General features: G+C 60.8%; 16 protein-coding genes. 5 read left to right on the top strand and 11 right to left on the bottom strand.

Annotated elements, in window-relative coordinates; all coding sequences use genetic code 11:
- Position 1: 1 nt before the first annotated feature.
- Complete coding sequence (locus ONR75_RS17680) at positions 2–790, top strand: TatD family hydrolase (RefSeq protein WP_265078417.1); 789 nt, start codon at positions 2–4, stop codon at positions 788–790.
- The gene (locus ONR75_RS17675) at positions 787–1,590 is read left to right on the top strand and encodes an MBL fold metallo-hydrolase (protein ID WP_265078416.1); all 804 of its coding nucleotides are present in this window, start codon (positions 787–789) and stop codon (positions 1,588–1,590) included. Before ONR75_RS17680 ends, ONR75_RS17675 begins: the two co-directional genes overlap by 4 nt.
- Before the next feature lie 159 nt (positions 1,591–1,749).
- Here ONR75_RS17675 and ONR75_RS17670 read toward each other — a convergent pair whose 3' ends face one another.
- The 5 genes from ONR75_RS17670 to ONR75_RS17650 all read right to left on the bottom strand — a co-directional run bounded on the left by ONR75_RS17670 (position 1,750) and on the right by ONR75_RS17650 (position 8,238).
- On the bottom strand, positions 1,750–3,402 hold the full coding sequence (locus ONR75_RS17670) for an acyl-CoA synthetase (RefSeq protein ID WP_265078415.1): 1,653 nt from the start codon (positions 3,400–3,402) through the stop codon (positions 1,750–1,752).
- Between the two features lie 112 nt (positions 3,403–3,514).
- Positions 3,515–5,359 carry a TRAP transporter large permease subunit gene (locus ONR75_RS17665; RefSeq protein ID WP_265078414.1) on the bottom strand — a complete coding sequence of 615 codons (1,845 nt, stop codon included), beginning with the start codon at positions 5,357–5,359 and terminating at the stop codon, positions 3,515–3,517.
- A gap of 44 nt (positions 5,360–5,403) precedes the next feature.
- On the bottom strand, positions 5,404–6,423 hold the full coding sequence (locus ONR75_RS17660; protein ID WP_265078413.1) for a TRAP transporter substrate-binding protein: 1,020 nt from the start codon (positions 6,421–6,423) through the stop codon (positions 5,404–5,406).
- A 681-nt stretch (positions 6,424–7,104) separates the two neighbouring features.
- Positions 7,105–7,782 (bottom strand): RES family NAD+ phosphorylase, encoded by a 678-nt coding sequence (locus ONR75_RS17655; RefSeq protein WP_265078412.1) that lies wholly within the window; start codon positions 7,780–7,782, stop codon positions 7,105–7,107.
- Positions 7,783–7,797: 15 nt separating this feature from the next.
- The gene (locus ONR75_RS17650; protein WP_265078411.1) at positions 7,798–8,238 is read right to left on the bottom strand and encodes an antitoxin Xre-like helix-turn-helix domain-containing protein; all 441 of its coding nucleotides are present in this window, start codon (positions 8,236–8,238) and stop codon (positions 7,798–7,800) included.
- Positions 8,239–8,394: 156 nt separating this feature from the next.
- On the opposite strand from ONR75_RS17650, the gene ONR75_RS17645 reads away from it, so the two are divergent.
- A complete protein-coding gene (locus ONR75_RS17645) occupies positions 8,395–8,955 on the top strand; it encodes a hypothetical protein (protein ID WP_265078410.1) in 561 nt (186 codons plus the stop codon).
- Positions 8,956–9,178: 223 nt separating this feature from the next.
- Here ONR75_RS17645 and ONR75_RS17640 read toward each other — a convergent pair whose 3' ends face one another.
- Positions 9,179–10,186: an HlyD family secretion protein gene (locus ONR75_RS17640; RefSeq protein ID WP_265078409.1), complete on the bottom strand. Its 1,008-nt coding sequence runs from the start codon at positions 10,184–10,186 to the stop codon at positions 9,179–9,181.
- Between the two features lie 671 nt (positions 10,187–10,857).
- On the opposite strand from ONR75_RS17640, the gene ONR75_RS17630 reads away from it, so the two are divergent.
- Positions 10,858–11,913: a transporter gene (locus tag ONR75_RS17630; RefSeq protein WP_265078408.1), complete on the top strand. Its 1,056-nt coding sequence runs from the start codon at positions 10,858–10,860 to the stop codon at positions 11,911–11,913.
- 288 nt (positions 11,914–12,201) lie between these two features.
- On the opposite strand, the gene ONR75_RS17625 is transcribed toward ONR75_RS17630, so the two are convergent.
- Both ONR75_RS17625 and ONR75_RS17620 read right to left on the bottom strand, forming a co-directional pair.
- Positions 12,202–13,617: a DUF1254 domain-containing protein gene (locus ONR75_RS17625; RefSeq protein ID WP_413776359.1), complete on the bottom strand. Its 1,416-nt coding sequence runs from the start codon at positions 13,615–13,617 to the stop codon at positions 12,202–12,204.
- Positions 13,618–14,149: 532 nt separating this feature from the next.
- Positions 14,150–14,512, bottom strand: a complete 363-nt coding sequence (locus ONR75_RS17620) for a hypothetical protein (protein ID WP_265078407.1) — start codon at positions 14,510–14,512, stop codon at positions 14,150–14,152.
- 233 nt (positions 14,513–14,745) lie between these two features.
- On the opposite strand from ONR75_RS17620, the gene ONR75_RS17615 reads away from it, so the two are divergent.
- The gene (locus tag ONR75_RS17615; protein WP_265078406.1) at positions 14,746–15,168 is read left to right on the top strand and encodes a hypothetical protein; all 423 of its coding nucleotides are present in this window, start codon (positions 14,746–14,748) and stop codon (positions 15,166–15,168) included.
- Positions 15,169–15,377: 209 nt separating this feature from the next.
- Here the strand turns inward: ONR75_RS17615 and ONR75_RS17610 are convergent, their stop codons facing one another.
- The 3 genes from ONR75_RS17610 to aspT form a co-directional block, all read right to left on the bottom strand.
- A complete protein-coding gene (locus ONR75_RS17610; protein WP_265078405.1) occupies positions 15,378–16,043 on the bottom strand; it encodes an outer membrane protein in 666 nt (221 codons plus the stop codon).
- A gap of 202 nt (positions 16,044–16,245) precedes the next feature.
- A complete protein-coding gene (locus ONR75_RS17605; RefSeq protein WP_265078404.1) occupies positions 16,246–17,874 on the bottom strand; it encodes a bifunctional aspartate transaminase/aspartate 4-decarboxylase in 1,629 nt (542 codons plus the stop codon).
- Between the two features lie 16 nt (positions 17,875–17,890).
- On the bottom strand, positions 17,891–19,600 hold the full coding sequence (gene aspT / locus ONR75_RS17600; protein ID WP_265078403.1) for an aspartate-alanine antiporter: 1,710 nt from the start codon (positions 19,598–19,600) through the stop codon (positions 17,891–17,893).
- Positions 19,601–19,658: the final 58 nt, after the last annotated feature.

The raw sequence follows: 19,658 nt of genomic DNA, 5'->3' as shown, positions 1-19,658 counted from the left end.
GATGCTCGTCGACAGTCACTGCCATCTCGACTTTCCCGATTTCGCCGATGACCTCGACGGCATCGTCGCGCGCGCGGAAGCGGCCGGCGTGGGCCGCATGGTCACCATCTCGACGCGGGTGAAGCAGTTGCCGGCCCTGCTGGCGCTCACCGCGCGCTTCCCGAACGTCTATTGCTCGGTCGGCACCCATCCCGGGCATGTCGACGAGGAAGACGGCATTGCGGCAGAAGAGCTGATTGCGTTGACGGCACATCCCAAGGTAGTCGCGCTCGGCGAGGCCGGGCTCGACAACTTCTACGGCACCGACTTTAACGAAGCGCAGGAGCGCGGCTTCCGCGCCCATATCGCGGCGGCCCGCGCTACCGGACTTCCTCTGGTGATCCACACCCGCGTGGCCGACGAGCAGTGCGGCCGAATTCTCGAAGACGAGATGGGGAAGGGCGCCTTCCGCGCGGTGCTGCACTGCTACACCGGCGGGCGCGACCTGGCGATGAAGGCGATCGACCTCGGCCTTTCAATCTCCTTCACCGGCATCCTGACCTTTAAAAAATCGCAAGAGCTGCGCGACCTCGCCGCCGAGTTGCCGGCCGATCGCATCATGGTCGAGACCGACGCGCCGTATCTGGCGCCGGGCAAATTTCGCGGCAAGCGTTGTGAGCCGGCCTATGTGGTGGAGACCGCCAAGGTGATGGCAGAAACCCGCGGCGTCTCGCTTGAGGACATCTCGCGGCAGACCACGGAGAACTTCTTCCGGCTGTTCAGCAAGGTGCCCCGCGTGAACGCCGCATGACGCTGACCCTCACCATTCTCGGCTGCGGATCCTCCGCCGGCGTGCCGCGCCCGGCGCTGGGCTGGGGCGCCTGCGATCCGACCAATCCGAAGAACCGGCGGCGCCGCTGCTCGATCATGGCCGAGCGTGAATCCGCGGCGGGCGTCACCCGCGTGGTGATCGACACTTCGCCGGATCTGCGCGAGCAGTTGATCGATGCTGGCGTGGATCATCTCGACGCGGTGTTTCTCACCCACGAACATGCCGACCAGACCCATGGGATCGACGACCTGCGGTCCGTGGTCATGCATCAGCGCAAGCGCATCCCGTTCTATCTCAACGAGTCGACGGCGCGCGAAATCCTGCCACGGTTCTCGTACTGCTTCGAGTCTCCGGCGGGCAGCGACTATCCGCCCATCCTCGAGCGGAAATCCATTGAAGCCGGCGAGAGCCGGACCATCGACGGCAAGGGCGGTGCGATAACCCTGTCGGCCTTCATCATGCAACACGGCAACATCCCCGCGCTCGGCTACCGCATCGGCAATGCCGTCTATACGCCTGACGTCAGCGACATCCCGCAGGAAAGCTGGCCGGCGCTGGAAAATCTCGATCTGTGGATCATCGACGGACTGCGCTATGCCCAGCACCCCAGCCATTTCAGCCTCAGCGATGCGCTGTCGTGGATCGACCGCTTCAAGCCGAAGCGCGCGGTGATCACCAACATGCATGCCGATCTGGACTATGAAGCGGTGCAGGCGCAGGTGCCCGACGGCGTGATCCCGGCCTATGACGGGATGCGGTTGACGCTGGATCAGGGCTGAGTCACGCGCCCGTTTCCCGGACGCGGTGCGGCATCCTTATGCCGCTCCGCAGATCCGGGATCCCGGTCTTCTTTTCCCGTGTCACCGGGGCCCCGGATCTGCAGCGCACTACGCCGCCTGCGGCGGCGCATTGCGCTGCGTCCGGGGAACGGACCGGGGTTATCCCGAAATCGCCTTCGTCGATTTCACCTGATCGCGCAGCGCAAATTTCTGGATCTTGCCGGTCGAGGTTTTCGGGATCGCGCTGAACACGATCGACTTCGGCGTCTTGAAGCCTGGCATGTGCTCGCGGCAGAACGCGATGATCTCGGCCTCGGTGGCCTGCGCGTTCTCTTTGAGCTCGATGAAGGCGCAGGGCACTTCGCCCCATTTGGGATCGGGGCGCGCGACAACGGCGGCGAATAGCACCGCCGGATGCTTGTAAAGCACGTCCTCCACCTCCACCGACGAGATGTTCTCGCCGCCGGAGATGATGATGTCCTTGGAGCGGTCCTTGATGATGACGTAGCCGTCGGCGTCGAGCACGCCGAGATCGCCGGTGTGGAACCAGCCGCCGGCAAAGGCCTCTTCGGTGGCCTTGGGGTTTTTCAGATAGCCCTTCATGACGATGTTGCCGCGGAACATGACCTCGCCGATGGTCTCGCCGTCGCGCGGCACCTCGCGCATGGTGTCGGGGTCGAGCACGGTGACGGCTTCCTGCAACGGGTAGGGTACGCCCTGCCGGCGCTTGAGTTGCGCGCGCTGGTCGGCGGGTAGATCGTCCCAGCCCGGCTGCTCGGCGCACACCGAGGCGGGGCCATAGACCTCGGTGAGGCCGTAGACATGGGTCAGCTTGATGCCGATGTTCTCCGCGCCGGATAGCACGGCCACCGGCGGCGGCGCACCGGCGATCGATCCGTTGACCACCGGGCCGCCGGTATACTTCGGCGCGTCCGGCGCGTTGATCAGCGTGTTGTAGACGATCGGCGCGCCGGACATGTGGGTGACGCCGTGCTGCTTGATCAGCGCGAAGATTTTTGTCGGGTCGACTTTTCGCAGGCAGACGTTGATGCCGGCGGCGGCGGCGATGGTCCACGGGAAGCACCAGCCGTTGCAGTGGAACATCGGCAGAGTCCACAGGTACACCGGGTGCTGGCCGAGATTGGCGGCGAGGATGTTGCTGACGGCGTTGAGATAGGCGCCGCGGTGATGGGTCACCACGCCCTTCGGGTTGCCGGTGGTTCCCGAGGTGTAACTGAGCGCGATGGCATCCCATTCGTCTTGCGGCGGCGTTGCGGCAAAGCCGGGGCGGGCTGCCGCAATCGCATCCTCGTACTCGATCGCTCCGATGCGCTGGCCGCCGGCGAAAGCGGCGTCATCGACGTCGACCACGAAGGGGTGCGGACCGCTCATCAGCGCCAGGGCGTCGCTGATGACCCCCGAAAACTCCGGGTCGACCAGCAGCACCTTGGCACCGCCATGGTCGAGCTGGAACGCGATGGAGGCGGGGTCGAGCCGGATGTTGAGGGCGTTGAGCACGGCACCGGTCATCGGCACGGCAAAGTGGGCCTCGTTCATGGCGGGGATGTTGGGCAGCATCGCCGCCACCGTATCGCCGCGGCCGATGCCGCGGTCGGCCAGGAACGACGCGAAGCGGTGGCAGCGCTCGCGGGTCTGCACCCAGGTGAAGACGCGCCCTTCGTAGACCGCGCTGGTCAGGTTTGGGTAGACCGCGGCGGTGCGCTCGAGAAAACTCAGCGGCGACAGCGGCACGAAGTTGGCGGCGGTCTTGTCGAGATCGACGCTATAAGGACCTTGAGGATCGATAGCCATTTTACATCCAATATCAATGTCTTATGCAGATATTCTCTAGCATCAAGTAGTTAGCTCAGACTATGCCAAAATTACGCTGCTTTATGGCATAAGCTATTGAATTTGCGACGATCTAGAGAAACCCAATCGAGATCCACGGAAAGATCGCCACGATGATCAGGCCAGCCAGCAACGCCAGCATGTAGCCGAGGATCGGACGGATTCCCTCGGCAGGATCGACCCGGCCGATGGCGCAGGCGGCGTAATAGCCGACGCCAAATGGCGGTGCGAACAGGCCGATTCCCATGGCGAGAATGACCACCATGGCGTAGTGCACCTCGTGGACCCCCACCAGTCGGGCAATCGGGAACAGCAGCGGGCCGAACAGCACGATGGCGGGAATGCCCTCCAGCACGCTGCCGAGGATCACGAAGGCCACGATCGACACCGCGATGAAGCTGGCGCCGCCGCCGGGCAGGCCGGTCATGGCGGCCGCCAGCGCCCGCGAAAAGCCGGACTGGGTCAGGCCCCAGGCCATGCCGGTGGCGGTGCCGATGATCAGCAGGATGGCGCCGGACAGGCAGGCGGTGTCCACCAGCATCGGCATCAGCCGCGACCAGTTGAACTGCCGGTAGATCAGGATGCCGGCGAGCAGGGCATAGACGATGCCGATGGTGGAAACCTCGGTGGCGGTGGCGATGCCTTCGACCACGGCAAAGCGGACCACGAACGGCAGCGCCAGTGCCGGCAGCGAGATCACGAAGGCCTTGAAAATCTCGCCTGATGTGGCCCGCTTGACGTGGCTGAGGTCCTCGCCGCGATAGCGCCACCACACCAGGATCGACAGGGTGATGGCCAGCACCACGCCGGGCAGCAGCCCGCCGGTGAACAGCGCCGAGATCGAAACGCCGGTGACCGAGCCGATGGTGATCAGTACCAGGCTCGGCGGGATGGTCTCGGTCTGGGCGCCGGTGGCGGCAAGCAGGGCGACCAGATCGCCCGGCTTGGCGCCGCGCGCCTTCATCTCCGGAAACAGCACCGGCGCCACTGCGGCCATGTCGGCGGCCTTGGAGCCGGAAATGCCGGACACCAGGTACATGGCGCCGAGCAGGACGTAATGCAGGCCGCCGCGGACATGGCCGAGCAGGCTGGCCAGGAAGGCGACCATGGCCTTGGCCATGCCGGTCATCTCGATCAGCAGGCCGAGGAAGACGAACAGCGGCACCGCGAGCAGGATCAGGTGGCTCATGCCCTCGTCCATGCGGCCGACCAGCACGATCAGCGGCGTATGCGTGGTCAGCGCCATATAGCCGAAGATCGCCAGACCGAAGGCGAAGGCGATCGGCACGCCTGCAAACACGCACAGGCCGACCACGCCGACGAAGAAGATGATCAGATTGAGGTTGCCGAGCGTCCGCAGCAGCGGCTGCGCCAGCCAGAACACGCCGATGATCGCCACCACGGTACCGAGTGCCAGCAGCACGGTGCGCGGATTGCCGAAGCGCGCCAGCCGGAGCAGGGCGAACACCGCCATGATCGAGATGCCCACCGGCAACGCCGCGGCGCGAAAGCTGTTGGCGATCTGCAGCGCCGGCGTGGTGATGTAGCTTTCCTCGTAGGCGTATTCGTAGGACGGCCACACGATCATCAGCAGGAACGCCAGCGCCGAACAGGTCGCGATCAGGTCGAGAAACGCCCGCGCCGCCGGGCCGGCGCCGGTCACTAGCGCCGTCATCCGCATGTGTTCGCTGCGGCGGAACGCCACCGCCGATCCCAGCATGGCCAGCCACAGGAACAGGATCGACGCCAGTTCGTCGGACCACACCAGCGGCCGGTGCAGCCCGTAGCGCGCGACGACGCCGGCGAACAGGATGACGACCTCGGCCACCACCAGCAGCGCCGCCGGAATCTCCACCAGTGCTCCCAGGATCGCCTCGAGCGATGACAGCGACGAACGCGGGCGGGGAAGGTGGGTCACCTCCCCGCGGCCGGATGGATGTCGACATGCGCCATGGTTGCGGCTTAGGCCAGCTTGCCGACGGATTTCTCCAGCAGCGCCCAGGCCTGCTCGCCGTATTTGCCCTTCCATTCGGCGTAGAATCCGGCCTGGCGCAGCTTGTCGCGGAACGGCGCCACGGTCGGCTGATTGAAGATCAGGCCCTTGCCGGTCAGCTCCTCGCGCACGGTGGCGTTCAACTTCTCGGTGTCGCCGCGTTCCTTGACGGCCGCCGCATTGATGTTCTTCGCGACGATGGTGCGCAGATCCTCGGGCAGCTTCTCCCAGGCGCGGCGGTTGGCGAGGAACCAGAAGCCGTCCCACATGTGGTTGGTCAGCGAGCAGTATTTCTGCACTTCGTAGAGCTTGGCGGTCGAGATCAGCGCCAGCGGATTTTCCTGGCCTTCGACGATCTTGGTCTGCAGCGCAGAATAGACCTCGCTGAAATTGATCGAGGCGGGCGAAGCATCGAACGCCTTGAACATCGAGGTCCACAGCGGCGACACCGGCACGCGGATCTTGAAACCCTTGAGGTCGTCGGGACCGTTGATCGGCTTGGTCGACGACGTCGTCCGGCGGAAGCCGTTGTCCCAGATCTTGTCCATGACCACCAGGTTGGCCTTGGTAATCTCGCCGCGCACATAGGCGCCGAGTTCGCCGTCCATGGCCTTCCACACGGTGTCATAGTCCGGGAAGGCAAAGCCGATGCCGTTGATCGACGCCGCCGGCACCAAAGTCGCCAGGATCAGGCCGGACAGTGTGAAGAACTCGACGCCGCCGGAGCGGATCTGGCTCAGCATGTCGGTGTCGGAGCCGAGCTGGTTGTTCGGAAAGATCTGCAGGTCGACACGGCCATTGGTCTCGGCCTTGATCGCGGTCGACATCTCGCGCGCGCGGACGTTGAGCGGATGGGTGTCGGGCAGGTTGTTGGCATATTTGTAGACGAATTCGGCGTTCTGCGCGCGGGCCACGAATGGCGCGCCGACGCCGCCGAGAACGGTCGCTGCGGCCGATGCCTTCAGCAATGTCCGCCGTGAAAAATGCATTTGATCTCTCCCTGCCAGTTCTTGTTTTTGCGAGATCCACCATAAGGACCCCTTGCCGTCTGGTCATCACGCCACCGCCGCCCGGTCAAGCTTTTTCACCCCGACCTTCGGCTGAGACCGCGTCGCGCTTTCCCGAGCGCCTGCGGCAACGGACCGTCCGACGGCCGTCAGAGAGCGTCCGGGCGAGGGTGTGTTGGCCGGCCATCGGCGGCCTGCGCTGCCGGCGTCCGAACGCACAGCCGGGTCGATCGGTGGCCCAGCGATCGTGCCGTCGCTTCTCGTGCGGCGCTCGTCATCCGTCTTGCCGGCGTCCGACCATGGGTAGCCCGCCGGATTGACAAGCGCTCACGGTCGACCGCGATATGCCGTGCAGCGGCGACTGGCGCGGCATTGCCGCCTTGCGTGGCCCGTCACGCGAACCGACCGGACGAAGACGTCATTCCAGCCGGGCCCGGTTAAGATCCTGAGATCACACCATATAAAATATTCCATAATATACCTTATGCGAATCCGAAATAGGCTATGCGAGGCGCCGCCGATCGGGATTGCTGTCGATCCCCACATAAGACCGACATGCTTTCATCAAGCAGGCCGACAGATCGTCAACCTTAGATGGTGATCGCATGCCAAATCGTGGTTTCAGCTCATTTGCGGTCGGTCGACTGTGCCGTAATCGACTGCTTACCCCGTGACCAAATCGACCGCCGGTTCAGGCTGACCGCTCCAGACCAGTCGATAAACGTCGCCTTGGGCCACTGATTGGACCGCGTGTGGAAACAGCGCGACCAGACACGTGCCGCCTGGATTGCGCACCGAGGGATAGATGATCCCGTTCAAGCCGCGCGCTCGCGCCTCTTCGGCCATCGCGTTGCCGACCGGGTAGCCGATGGCCTTATCCGGGTCCAAGGCTTGGTGCGTTCGGTGCAGCCTCAGATCGACGAATTCGCCTGCGAAACTCGCGAACATCTCGGCGTATTCGACCGTGGCGTTGAAGTCGCCGGTGGCCGCCAGTGCCTGGGTCAGGTGGAATGTCACCTCAGCCAAGCTGGTTTCGACTTCGAACCCGGCATACCAGGCACCGCGCTCTGCACCGTTGAATCTGTTCGGTTCACGGGGTTTGGCATAGGCGAAGGAAGCGTTGATGAAGTGGGCGTGCGGAACGCCGTACCGGAGTTCATTAGACGGGACATCGCCTGCCCCACGAGTTTGGGCAATGCGTCGGTTGCTTGTGGCGCCTTCGATTTCGCTGAGGGCTTCGAGTTCTGACGCATCAACCAAATCGCGCAGGACGGAATCGCGCAATCGAGCGGTGGTCACAAGTCGAACGGTCCGCTCGATTGCTTGGCGGCTGATCGTCAAGGATTCAAGCATTGATCAAAGGCCGCCGCGCACCGCATCGACGTAGCGACGGGTTTCGAGCATAAGCGGAATGCCGCCTTCGATCATAGCATCGACGGGCGTTCGCCTCTGGAAGATCGGACCCGTGTTCGCCAGCTTGACCCAACGCACAGCCATGTCGTCAGCGAAAAGTAGTCGGAGCCCCTTGTAGACACCGATTGCCGCCGATGCCCGCGTGAGCTGGTCCTGCGACAGCGGTTGATCCCAGACCCCTCTTTTGATCCGATCCCAGGTGCTTTCGGATACCCCAAGCAGCGTCGCCGCTTCGGCGTTCGTAAGGGACCATTGCTCGACGATATTACGGAATGCCTTGATGGCGACCGGAGACAGTCGCTCGCGATCCGGCGCTTTCGTAAACGTTTGTACATCGGCAGGCGTGACGTCGGTCGGCGCTCCGAATGATGCAGCTCGAGCCATGTCTATGTCCTCTTGTGCGCGACACAATACATATCGTCAATTGGTGCGATGTCAAGCGTCAAATGACGAGTTTTATTGATCTAGCAATCGCATAGGGAATGGTCTCTTGCACCCTACCCGGTCAATCTTTTGCTGAAACCAAAAGGGGGAATTCGAGTGATCAATGCATTCGATACGCGCGAGACCGTCGAGATGCCCGGGGACGTCAGCGAGGCAATCGACGCCTATCTGGACGAGAACTTCGGCGACGACGTCTTGGATTTCCAAATCTATTTCAATGATCGCGGGGAGCATAGCGTTGCAATCGCGTTCCAGACGGAAGACGTCGTAAATGGCGGCGTCCTTCTGGTGATGCCCGTTCCATCTTCGGGCGAGAATATGTACGATCTGACCGGAATTTATGAAGACGAAGGTCCCGTGGCTTGCCTCTGCCCGCAGCGCATTCTCGATCTTCTATCTCCGACCGATAGCCAACTGGCGATCGATTGGCGAGAACGGTGTCGGGAACGGTTGCGGAGGGAGGTGGGTCAAGCTGCCCTGCCCGCGCCCCTCCCGGAAGCGATGGCCGACTTCTCGGATCGCCTCACTGACAAAGGTTTCCCGATGCCTAAGGACAACGGTCCCGACGATATGGACGATTTCAACCGCGGACACGATTGGAAGAGCGACAGGCGACTGAACGATGTTGTCGAAGAGCCTTCTGGGCCGCGCTTTTGATAGCCGAAAAACTCCGCCGCGCTTCGCCCTACCCTGTATATGGTGCGCACCGACGACGGCACGCTTCGCTCGCGACCGAAAATGTGCAATTCGGATCGGTCTCGCCAAGCGACGGATCCGGATCAGTCTCGGACGCATTCATATTCCGCGATCAATGATGGGTTCTATCGTCTCCCGTCGTCAAGTATGGGGTTTCGCGCGGCCTTCGATACGATGCGTGTGCCTACAGGTATGCGGTGAACGAACTCACCCAAACAATAACGGACATAATGATCCCGATCGGTCCGGCATTCTCCGCGAGAGCCCATGCGCTTCCGGACATTCCGAGGCGCAACTGCGTACTGTCGTACCCATCTGGCACCGAGATCACCGCCGGGTAGCCTTGCGCTCCGCCAATAGAACCTACGCGCGCGAGTTGGCCCGAAACGGCCATCTGACCTTGACCAACACCGCGCGGAATTACGAGTATTCGCGCCTTAAAGACTCGACCAGGATTGTCGTCGAAGACGAGCTTAACCGCTGTACCGGGTTTGACGGTTTGGAATCCGTTAGGCTTGAACGTCCCGGCGATAGTGATGTCACTGGTGATGATGAACGCCATTGCGGGACGCGCAGTCAGAGCTCGGGCGCCGACCGCCAGAGCTAGCGTACTGACGTAACCATCCCCCATCGCACGTATCGTCGTCTGATCCAATTCCCACCGGGAATTCTCAAGTTGAGCCTGGAGTTGCGCGACATTGGTATTCTCGCCGCCAATTTCAGATTCCATTGCGAGCCGCGCATTCTGTACCGCCGCCTCCGCCGCTACCAGTTGGTGCCGAACCGTATCGTACTTCACCTGCACATCTTGCAATTTGAACTCGGCCTGCGCGCCCGTGCTGGTGAGTTTGCGCATATCGGCCAGTCTTTGCGTGTGGTAATCGAGTTGCTCCGTCAAACCATCCGCGTTCGCCCTGGCCTGGTCATAACTGGCGCGAAGTTGTTTGACCTGCTGCTGCGCCTGAGCCAGGGAGGCCTCTAACCGCCTCACCTTGTATTTGTATGGCGTGGGGTCAATCTGAAAGAGTACATCACCCGCCTTGACAGGCTCATTCGCTTCCACGGGAATATTGACCACCTGGCCCGATACGTTTGGCGTGACCTCGACGACGCGGGAGATCACGACGAAACGGCCCGCGGGGGTGAGATAGTTAAACAGCCCCAAGAAGACCAGCATGATGAAGACGCCCATCACCGTGGTGATGATACCGGACCACTACCCCCATCTCACAACTCTCAGCTTTGAAAACAAGAGCCAAACCAAGAAGATGTAGAGAACGAGTACAATTGCCATTGGCGCTCAAGCTCCCGCAAAAAATGCGCCAATCTGAATGGCTTTTAGCGTCGCTCCGAAAGCAAAATAGACAAGAAACTTAACCTGTGCGCTTGATACAGATCAAAATAACAAAAAATGAATTCTGCCAATAGAATTGCACTGAATTGCAAACTGGCCATGAGAACATTCGGCGCGAGACGTGTATTTCTGATGGCTGCGGTGATCGCGGCCGGAATTTCAACCTCGATCGTGTCCCCGCCAGGAGAAGGCGGCGGAATGGGATTGTCAATTGGTAGCGCGCAGGCACGTGTCGGTAGGCCTCTTACGCCTCTTAGTGGTGCTGGCGTTGCGCGGCGCACAGTACGGCGCCACGTCTATCGCGCACAGGTGGTGGCGGCTCCGGTCGTAGTGGCTCCGGCCTGCGTTCGCGTTCGTGTGAACGGGGTCTACGTCTGCCGCTAACTGCCATTGGCCGGACAAATTGAGACGACCTGAAGCTGGCGGCTTTTATCCAAGCCGTCGGTTTCGTATGCAAGCTTGGGCATTTTTAGTGAGTAATCGAACATAGCTCCGCGTGGAGGTTTTCAATGATCCGATTTAAATCGCCCTTTGGGCGGCTCGGCTTCCTCGCAGCGAGCGCGGTTCTCGCATTCCTTCCCGACAGCTCCCGCGCCGACGAGAATGGCATTTCGTTCTGGTTGCCAGGGCTATACGGAAGCCTTGCTGCAACACCGACGACGCCGGGATGGTCCATAGGTGCGATCTACTACCATGCAAGCCTGAATGCATCGGGCGCCACCGCGGCGTCGCGGCAATTCCAGGTCGGACGGCTCTCGCCGAACGTCAATATCAACCTGAATGTGGCGTTGAGCGCCCAAGCCGATCTCATGCTCCTTGCGCCGACCTATACCTTCGCGACGCCGGTTCTCGGCGGCCAGTTGTCGGCGACGCTCGCTAGTGTTTACGGCAGGAACGCCGCGAGCCTCTCGGGTACCCTGACGTCGGCTATCGGCCCCGTCGTGACCACGCGGAATGGATTTCTGGGAGACGATCTCACGTCATATGGCGATCTCTATCCGACGTTGAAGCTTAAATGGAATAACGGCGTTCACAATTATATGGTCTATGCTGCTGGCGACATACCGGTCGGAGACTACAGCTCCGGCCGTCTCTCCAATATCGGTCTCGGTCACGGTGCCCTCGACCTCGGCGGGGGTTACACTTATCTCAATCCCGCAACCGGCGTGGAATTCTCCGGCGTAGGCGGCTTCACCTACAACTTCAAGAACCCGGATACGCAGTATCAGAGCGGCGTCGATTTCCATTTCGACTGGGGAGCGTCGCAATTCTTGTCGAAGCAGGTCTTCGTCGGCCTTGTCGGCTACGGCTATCAGCAGGTCACGGATGATTACGGGCAACCGGCCATTCTCGGCAGCTTCCGCTCCCGGGTTTTCGGTATCGGCCCGCAGGTCGGCTATATCTTCCCGATCGGAAGCAACCAGGCGTTTCTCGGGCTGAAGGGTTATGGCGAGTTTGCTGCCGACAATCGGCCATCCGGCTGGAACACGTGGCTGACGTTCTCGATCTCGGAGCCTGCACCCGTTAGCACGGTGACACCGACCAATCATCTGGTTCGGAAATAGGTCAGTTCAATTTATTGGCCTTGGCTCGGCCGTATAATTCTTCTTCAGCAACTTATGACACATAGCGTCATTGCGCTGCGCTGCAAATTCGGAGCACAGCGCGTTGATGAACGGCAAGATGTCCACGTCAATCTTGGGCCAAATGTTTAACTCGTACGTCTCGTGCCAGACGCAGCCCTTGGAAGGGCCACATTCTGACTTCCGCTTTCCGTCCGAAAGAAGAACTACCTTGGCAAAAGTGCTATGTCTGAAAAGTGCCAAACTCAGACATCAATGACCGGCAGTGCTTCACTGCGCGCGCTTTAGTGGTGGCGCGGTCCACTTGCCTTTCACGGCTTCGTCTTTCGGCCAGTAGAGGCGCATGGCCATGAAGAACGGCCCTTTCGGCGCAGGAAGCCAGTTTGCTTCTTTATCCTTGCCCGGGTTTTCGTTTTGGACCAGCAGCGTTACGCCACCGTCGCCATCGCGATTGAAATCTGGCAGCATTGGTGAGTTGAGGAGATAGCGGTTGAGCGGATTGGCCGAGAGCAGGCTCGACGGCAGTTCATACATCGTCAGCGACCAAAAGGCGTTTACAGGTGGCAACTGGCCCGGCGCAAAGCGCACCCTGTAACGGTTGGTCCCGTCCAGCTTCTGCCCATCGGCATCGACGGTATAGATCGGATACATCGCTTCTAACTTGGAGTTGCCGTAGATACCAACCACGGCTGCGGCCATGCGGTAGAGGTAATTATTCTTGAGATACTGCCGCGTCCCGAACAAATCGCCGGAGGTTATTTCCTTGGCGTCCATTCGTTTTTGCAGTTGGGCCAGAGCTTGCCACGCGTCCGCCATGCCCTGTTCAACAGCTACCTTCACTTCGGGCGAAAGGTTGTTCGCGTTGAAGGTCTTACCTGCCCCGATACCGACTTTGGCGAACCGCGCCATAAGTGCTTTCTCGGACGGGTGTGTGGGGCAGAACTGCAAGACGGAGTTCAGGATATTGAAAAACTCGAGCGAAGTCTTCTGTGTATTGGGCGTCAGCGGCTTGATAAAATCTATGGCCGGTGCGGCCTTCGGTGCAGGTTGACCGAGGAATGCAGAGAGCGGCTGCGCGCTATATCCGGCTTGCACTTTATTCACGTTTTCGAGGTCGTCCAGATTGAATAATTGGGTGCGATAGACAGCGAGCACCACCTCGGTCTCCGAACGGATCACCTTTTTCACGCCCTTGGGCGTCTTGCCTTTCCAGTTTGGTCCGGCGATGAGGAAGCTGCCCCCATCATTGCCGGTAGCGCGGCTGCCGATGTAGTCAAAGTTGAAGGTGTAGGCGTCGATGAGTTGGATGCTGAAATAACGGTTCTTCTCGATCTTTGGCACGGTAAGGACGATAGGTTCAGCGCGCAGGTCCATACCCAACATAGAGTAAGGCGTGTCCGAATTGGGCGTCTGCACCGCCTTATCATCCGGCGTATAGACGCGAGGGATGTTGCGAAGCTGGTTCCAAGGAGCTTTGTATTCGGGATTATTCTGATCCACGAAGTAGGCGTGTTGGATGCGATAACCATCCACCATCGGGTAGCCGTAGATGTAGGCTTCCTTGGCGATGGCACGGGCCTCAGAGGCACCGACGCCAGTTTGGGCGTGCGCCACGGAAATTGAAGATGAGATAACCAGCGCCGTCGCGCAAATGAGAGCTTTTAGCACGGAGGTTTTCACAATCATCGTCCTTGTTTGGTGATAGTCCCACCACCCGTGCTTGGCAGCATTGAGTTGGATCAACTATCGGCTAGGCCGCCGCACCGGGTGTTTGTCTGCGCCTGCTGAATGTCGCAGATGGGTCAAACGCTGTAGATTAGGCGTTTTCTTATATTGATTGCTCGTTCTATGAGCCGCCGGTGATTTTCTGCGTCACGATAGATGGAGTGAAATCTTATACGAGCGCCACTATGGTAGACGTGACCAAATCACATTCAGCTTCAAATCGAACCGATCCTTTTACGAACCCGGATTTTCTCTTCAAGATGCTCGATTCCGCGAAGGAAATCGGTCGTCCGGAAACCGTCGGTCATTACTTGACGATGATTGAGGAATGCGTCGCTGACGCGCCAGATCCATTGATTTTAAGTCGCCTCGTTGCTGCAAGACAATGGCTTGTTTTTGCTCGTGAGCACGAAAAAGTTCACGGCAAGAACAGCCTTCTCGACCGAACGCACCCGACACATCTCCGAGCCTTAAAAATGATCGCTCGGGATCGTCAAGGTTTAACAGGTGCCGACTCATCCTCGATATCCGGGTCCGTTAACGCAGTAAGCGCTTCTTGTATAGATTGAACTCCTAAATCGTCTTTGGGATCGTAATCATGGGCGGTCGGATGCAAATCCTCGGATTCCGAATCCCAGAATGCGACCGCCAACTCGCCATTGTCCCGTTCGAACTTAACGGCTTTCCATTGATCATCATGGAAGCGTTTTTCAATCTGGGCGAGTTTCTCCTCAACGGACTTCTCCGCGCTTAACGCCCTCATCTTTCGAACCGAATAGACGACCAAGAAGAAAACCACGTCGAGACTTGCCGACCCAGCATGGCTTACCTCCCAGGGGAAAGTCACCGAAAACATTGAAAAATTTCGTTCAGGATGCCGATCTTATGAGGGGATCAACAATTGCGGCTCCCCCACGATCCCCCACTTGGTCCCCAAAGCGCTCCCCAAGGCCGTCGCATTCCCTCCGTAAGTCGAACCGGTTTGTCGCTCAGGCTGGACGGTTGCTGATGCACTTTTCGGATACGACTGGCGCTCGCGATTGCATGGCAACTGGAACGGGGCTTCTGATGTTGAAATACGTTGCGCGCATGGGGGCGCTTGGCGCGGTTGCGGCTGTTGTCGTGCCGATGTCCTGCCTGGGCGCAAGCGAAGCGCTTGCTCACATCGTCACGACGGTCACGGTCAGGAACAATACGGCCTTTGCCATGACCTTCCGTTCGCCCGCCGGGCAGATTCTCGGAACGGTGTCGCCCGGTCCGACCGGCATTGCGGGCGCCGGCGGCGGGACGCTGACCTTCACGGTGGACAGCCACATCCCGACCGTCGCATCGATCCACTTCTATCTCGAGAATGGCTCCCGGGGCTGCCGATTCGACACGTCGTACACGGCGAACGGCGGCTATACGAAAATGGCGGCCTCCTCCGGCGGCACGTTCGTGAGCTGCGCGGCCGGCGCGATCAGCTTCGATCCGACGACGCGCGACTATTCGATCACCTTCACGCTCAACTGATCCGCATCAGACCGGCGAGCGAGTCCCGAGGAACTCGCTGATCCGGTATCGCGCAAGGCGGCGACGCGCGCACCCCTCGCTGCGCAATTTTGCGCACCAAGGGACTGGCGTCGCTTTGCGAGCGGGCGCATCGTTTCCGATAGCCTGCTCAGCCTTGGCCCACCCGAACATCATGCGAAGCATGGCGTTCGGATCGAGTGCGTTCCAACCTAGAAATGGTAGTTCACACCGACCTGTCCCGCATTGGAGTTCGCCACGCCGGACGCGATGCCGGCCGGCACCAGGCTGGCGAAGTATTTTTCGCCGGACAGGCTGCGATACAGATATTCAGCCTTGAGCGACCATTTCGGCACAAACATCCATTCGACACCGCCGCCGGCGACCCAGCCACTGTGCATTTGGCTGTCGCTGAAGCTGTTACCGGGCAATGTGAAGGAAATCTGGTTGTCGGCCCAGGCATAGCCGCCGGTGCCGTAGATCAGGACGGTGTCGAAGGCGACGCCGAGTCGGCCGCGGACCGATCCCGAGGCTTTCACCTTGTGGTCGAGAGTGTTGAGCAGCGGAAGACCCGCAGCGAGTCTGACGTTGGCTGCGGAAGACTTGACGTCGCCCCAATGCGCGTCGACCTCGATTCCGCCGACAAAGAGGCCGGCCTGATAGTTGTATCCGAGCGTGCCGCCTGCCCGTACGCCTTTGACGCCGAGGCCGCTGCTGCTGACACTCTCCGTGTAGCCGGCGTTGGCGCCGATGTAGAATCCGCTCCAGTTGGTGGCCGGCGAGACGCGCGGCGCCTTGGTGGCATATGGCAGGTCGGCCGCATGGGAATCAGCCGCAAAAAAGCCGATTGCGAGCAAAGTTGGTATCAAGCGCTTCATCAATTCATTCCCCATTGACGGCTCCAAAGCCGAATCGACCTTAGGTGCAGGGTCCCGAGAGTCAATTGCTGAGGTCGATCGAGCGGCCGGTCAATTCTTGTACGGCATTGCGATGCCCCAACTGCCGGCGAGCGCAATCGTCGTGCGTTCGCTGGTTATTGCCGGACAATCCGGCATCGAAGGAGTCGCGCAGTACCCTCGCCTATTTCGCCGGCACCGCGACCGCCTGCGTCCCGAGGTCCTTCTTTGAATCCTCGAAATACTCGTCGAGCACCTTGCGGGTAAATCTGCCGATCGCGGCATATTCGATGTCGGTGAGATTGGCGAGCGAAACCCGCGCCGATGTGTCGACCACCTCAAATCCCTTGCCCGGCAGCAGAACCACCCCGGTTTCCTCGGCGAGCCGGAACAGGAAGCGGGTGCCGAGATCGCCCTTGATGAACCAGCGCTCGAAGTCCGGGCCATACAGCTTGCCGCCGAGTTCCTGCAGGTCGATCAAGGTGTAATAGTTGACGTCGCAGGGCTTATGCGGAGCAGCGACGCCCATGTTGCGATACAGCGTCTGGTAGCGTTGACGGATCAGCTGCTTGGCGGCGTTCTTGTACTGCTCCTGGCGGTCCATCAGGCCGTTCAGTGCGAACAGCGCCATCTGCAGCTGCTGCGGCAGCGACAGACCCGCGGTGTGGTTGAGGGCCACTGCCCGGCTGTCTGCCACCAGACGGTCGATGAAGCGCAGCTCGCGCGGCGTTGTCGTCAGCGACTCGTAGCGCGTGTCGAGCAGCTTCCTGGTGGCTTCCGGCAATTTCGCCAGCGCGGCATCGATGGCATTGTCCTGATGCAGCGCGATGACGCCAAGCCTCCAGCCGGTCGCTCCGAAGAATTTCGAAAACGAATAGACGCACAACGTGTTGCGCGGGCATTTGGCGAACAGCGAGACGAAGTCATCGGCGAAGGTGCCATAGACATCGTCGGTGACCACCAGCAGGTCCGGCCGCTTGTCGTTGATCAGTGTAGCCAGTCTGCCGAGCACCATGTCGGACAATTTCGACGATGGCGGATTGCTGGGATTGACCAGGAAGAACACCTTGACCGCGGGGTCCAGCAGTTTTGCCATCTCCTTGTCGGAGAACTGCCAGTCGGAGGCCTCATCCATGCGCACGTCGACAACATCGAGGCCGTATTCGGCCAGTACGGGAATTTCCAGATAGGGCGAGAAGATCGGCGTGGCGATGGCGATCTTGTCGCCTTTCGCAATCAGCTTGTTGACGCTGAGACTCTGGAAAATGTAGGTCATCGCCGCGGTGCCGCCCTCGGTGGCGAACACATCGAACCTGCCTTCCGATCGTAGCGGTCCGAACATTTCCTTGGCGAGATAGGCTTTGACGATCTCCTCGCAGTGCACGAGCATGCGCGGTGGCGTCGGATAGTTGCAGCCCAGGAACGCCGCGACCATCTCGAACAGGAAGGCTTCGCGGTCAAGGCCGAGCTGATCCTTCACATAGGAAATGGCAGAGCGCAGGAACTTGATGCCGTCGGTGTCGGTGTGATGCGTCGCATAGGCCTCGAAGCGCTGCACGATGCCGCGCAATTCCGGCAGGCCGCCGAAGCCGCTGTCGAGATAGGAATAGGCGCGCTCGGCTTCCAGCATGGCGAACTCGCCGAGGCTGAGGAATGCCCAGCGCGGCAGCGTGGCAAGGAAGTTGGGATTGCCCCTGCCCGCGTTCAGCATCAGCCGCTGGGCGTCGGACGACGCCACCGCCATCAGCTTATCCTTGAGTTCGAACGGACTGAGACCTTCGAACTTGCTGAAATCCTGTTCTGGCTTGTTCATATGCGTCGATCCTGGTTCAAGGTGTCGCGTTCTTGGTGATGATGCCGACGATGATCGGCCCCCACAGCGTCAGGAACACGTTGGCCACGGCGTAAGTCACCGTGAAGGACACGACCGGCGTGGCGTTGCCGGCCTTTTCAAGCAGCGCTGCAAACGCCGGATTGGCACTGCGACCGCCGGCGACGCAGGCTAAGGCCTCGATCGGATTGCGGATGCCCAGCACGTAATAGGAGAAGAAGAACGTCACGATCTGGGGTACCAGCGTTACGGCGACGCCAAGAAACAAAAGCGTCAGGCCGGATTGCTTGATGGCCACCAGTGCCTGCGGTCCGGCGGTAATGCCGACGATGCCGACGAACACCGCGAGACCGAAATCGCGCAGAAAGTTCGAGGCGCCCAGCGGCAAAGCCGCAAAGTTCGGGTGCACGCTGCGCAGCCAGCCGAACAGCAGGCCGGACAGCAGGCAGCCGCCGCCGCTGCCGATGGACACCGGGACGCCCCATAAGCGGAATTCGATCATGCCGATCAGGATGCCGATCGCCATGCCGATGCCGAAGAACACGAAGTCGGTGACCGCCGCGGCGCTGATCTTGTAACCGATCTTCGCCTGCACCCGGTCGAGATCCTTCGGACTGCCGACGAAGTGCAATTCGTCGCCGGACTTGACTTCGAGCTTGCCGAGCAGGGGCAGCCCGAGCCCCATCCGCTTCACTTCGGTGAGGAACACGCCATGGCGGGTCTCTACGCTGGCGTGGTCGTGGATGTCGGCGATGGTGCGACCGCTGAGCGCGCGGTTGGTGAGGATGATCTCGCGGTTCTCCTCGACCAGCTGGAAGCCTGCGGGCGCGGCAACTTCGGCGCCGAACAGGTCGCTGGCGCTCGCCATCGTCCCGACCCTGCCGGTGACGGCGAGCAAGTTGCCGACCTGCAGACGGGTGGTGTCGTCGAATTGGATCGGCGAGCCGTCGCGCAGCACGGCTTCGATGGCCGCATCGGTGATGAGTTCGTTGATCTCGAGTACGGTCTTGCCGGCAGCCCTGCCCTGCGCGTCGATCGCGTAGAAACGTGTCACGACGCTGCGGATCGCGTTGAACTGGCCGGGATCGAGTTCGGCATGGCCGCCCGACATTTGCTGGGCAAGCTTGATCGCCTCCGCGCGGATGTCCCACTTCATGATGGTCGGGAAGAACCAGGTGACCATGATGATCGGGCCGAGCGAGCCGAAGATGTAACAGACGGCGTAGCCGACCGCGACGTTGGTCTGCATGATCTTGGTGAGGTCGGCCGAGAGCCCGAGCTTGCCGATGGCGTCGCCTGCGGTGCCGATGATCGCCGACTGCGTGAGGCCGCCGGCGGCGAGGCCCGCAGCCATGCCGCGATCGAGATCGAACATCCAGGCGGCGCCGAGCACGCAGAGCAGGCCGACGGCGCACATCACGAAGGCCGAGACCAGCTGGTTGAGCGAGCGGCGGTTGAGCGCATGGAAGAATTGCGGGCCGCCCTGGAAGCCGACCGCATAGATGAACAGCGCGAAGAAGATCGCCTTGATGCCACTATCGATGTTGATGCCGATCTGGCCGATCACCACGCCGACCAGCAGCGTGCCGGCAATGCCGCCGAGGACAAATTTCTGCACCCTGAACTTGCCGACGAAATAGCCGAGGGCAATGGTAATGAACAACGCCACCAGCGGTTGGCTGGCGAAGAGCTCGCGCACGACGGTCATCTGTGATTCCGGAAGGCTTGCGCGGGAACGCCTGTCGAGGCGACCACCCATGACGCGG

The sequence above is a fragment of the Rhodopseudomonas sp. P2A-2r genome (genome assembly GCF_026015985.1).
Taxonomy (GTDB): Bacteria; Pseudomonadota; Alphaproteobacteria; order Rhizobiales; family Xanthobacteraceae; genus Tardiphaga.
The sequence above is the reverse complement of the archived record's forward strand: the minus strand, read 5'-3'. Positions and strand labels throughout refer to the sequence as shown.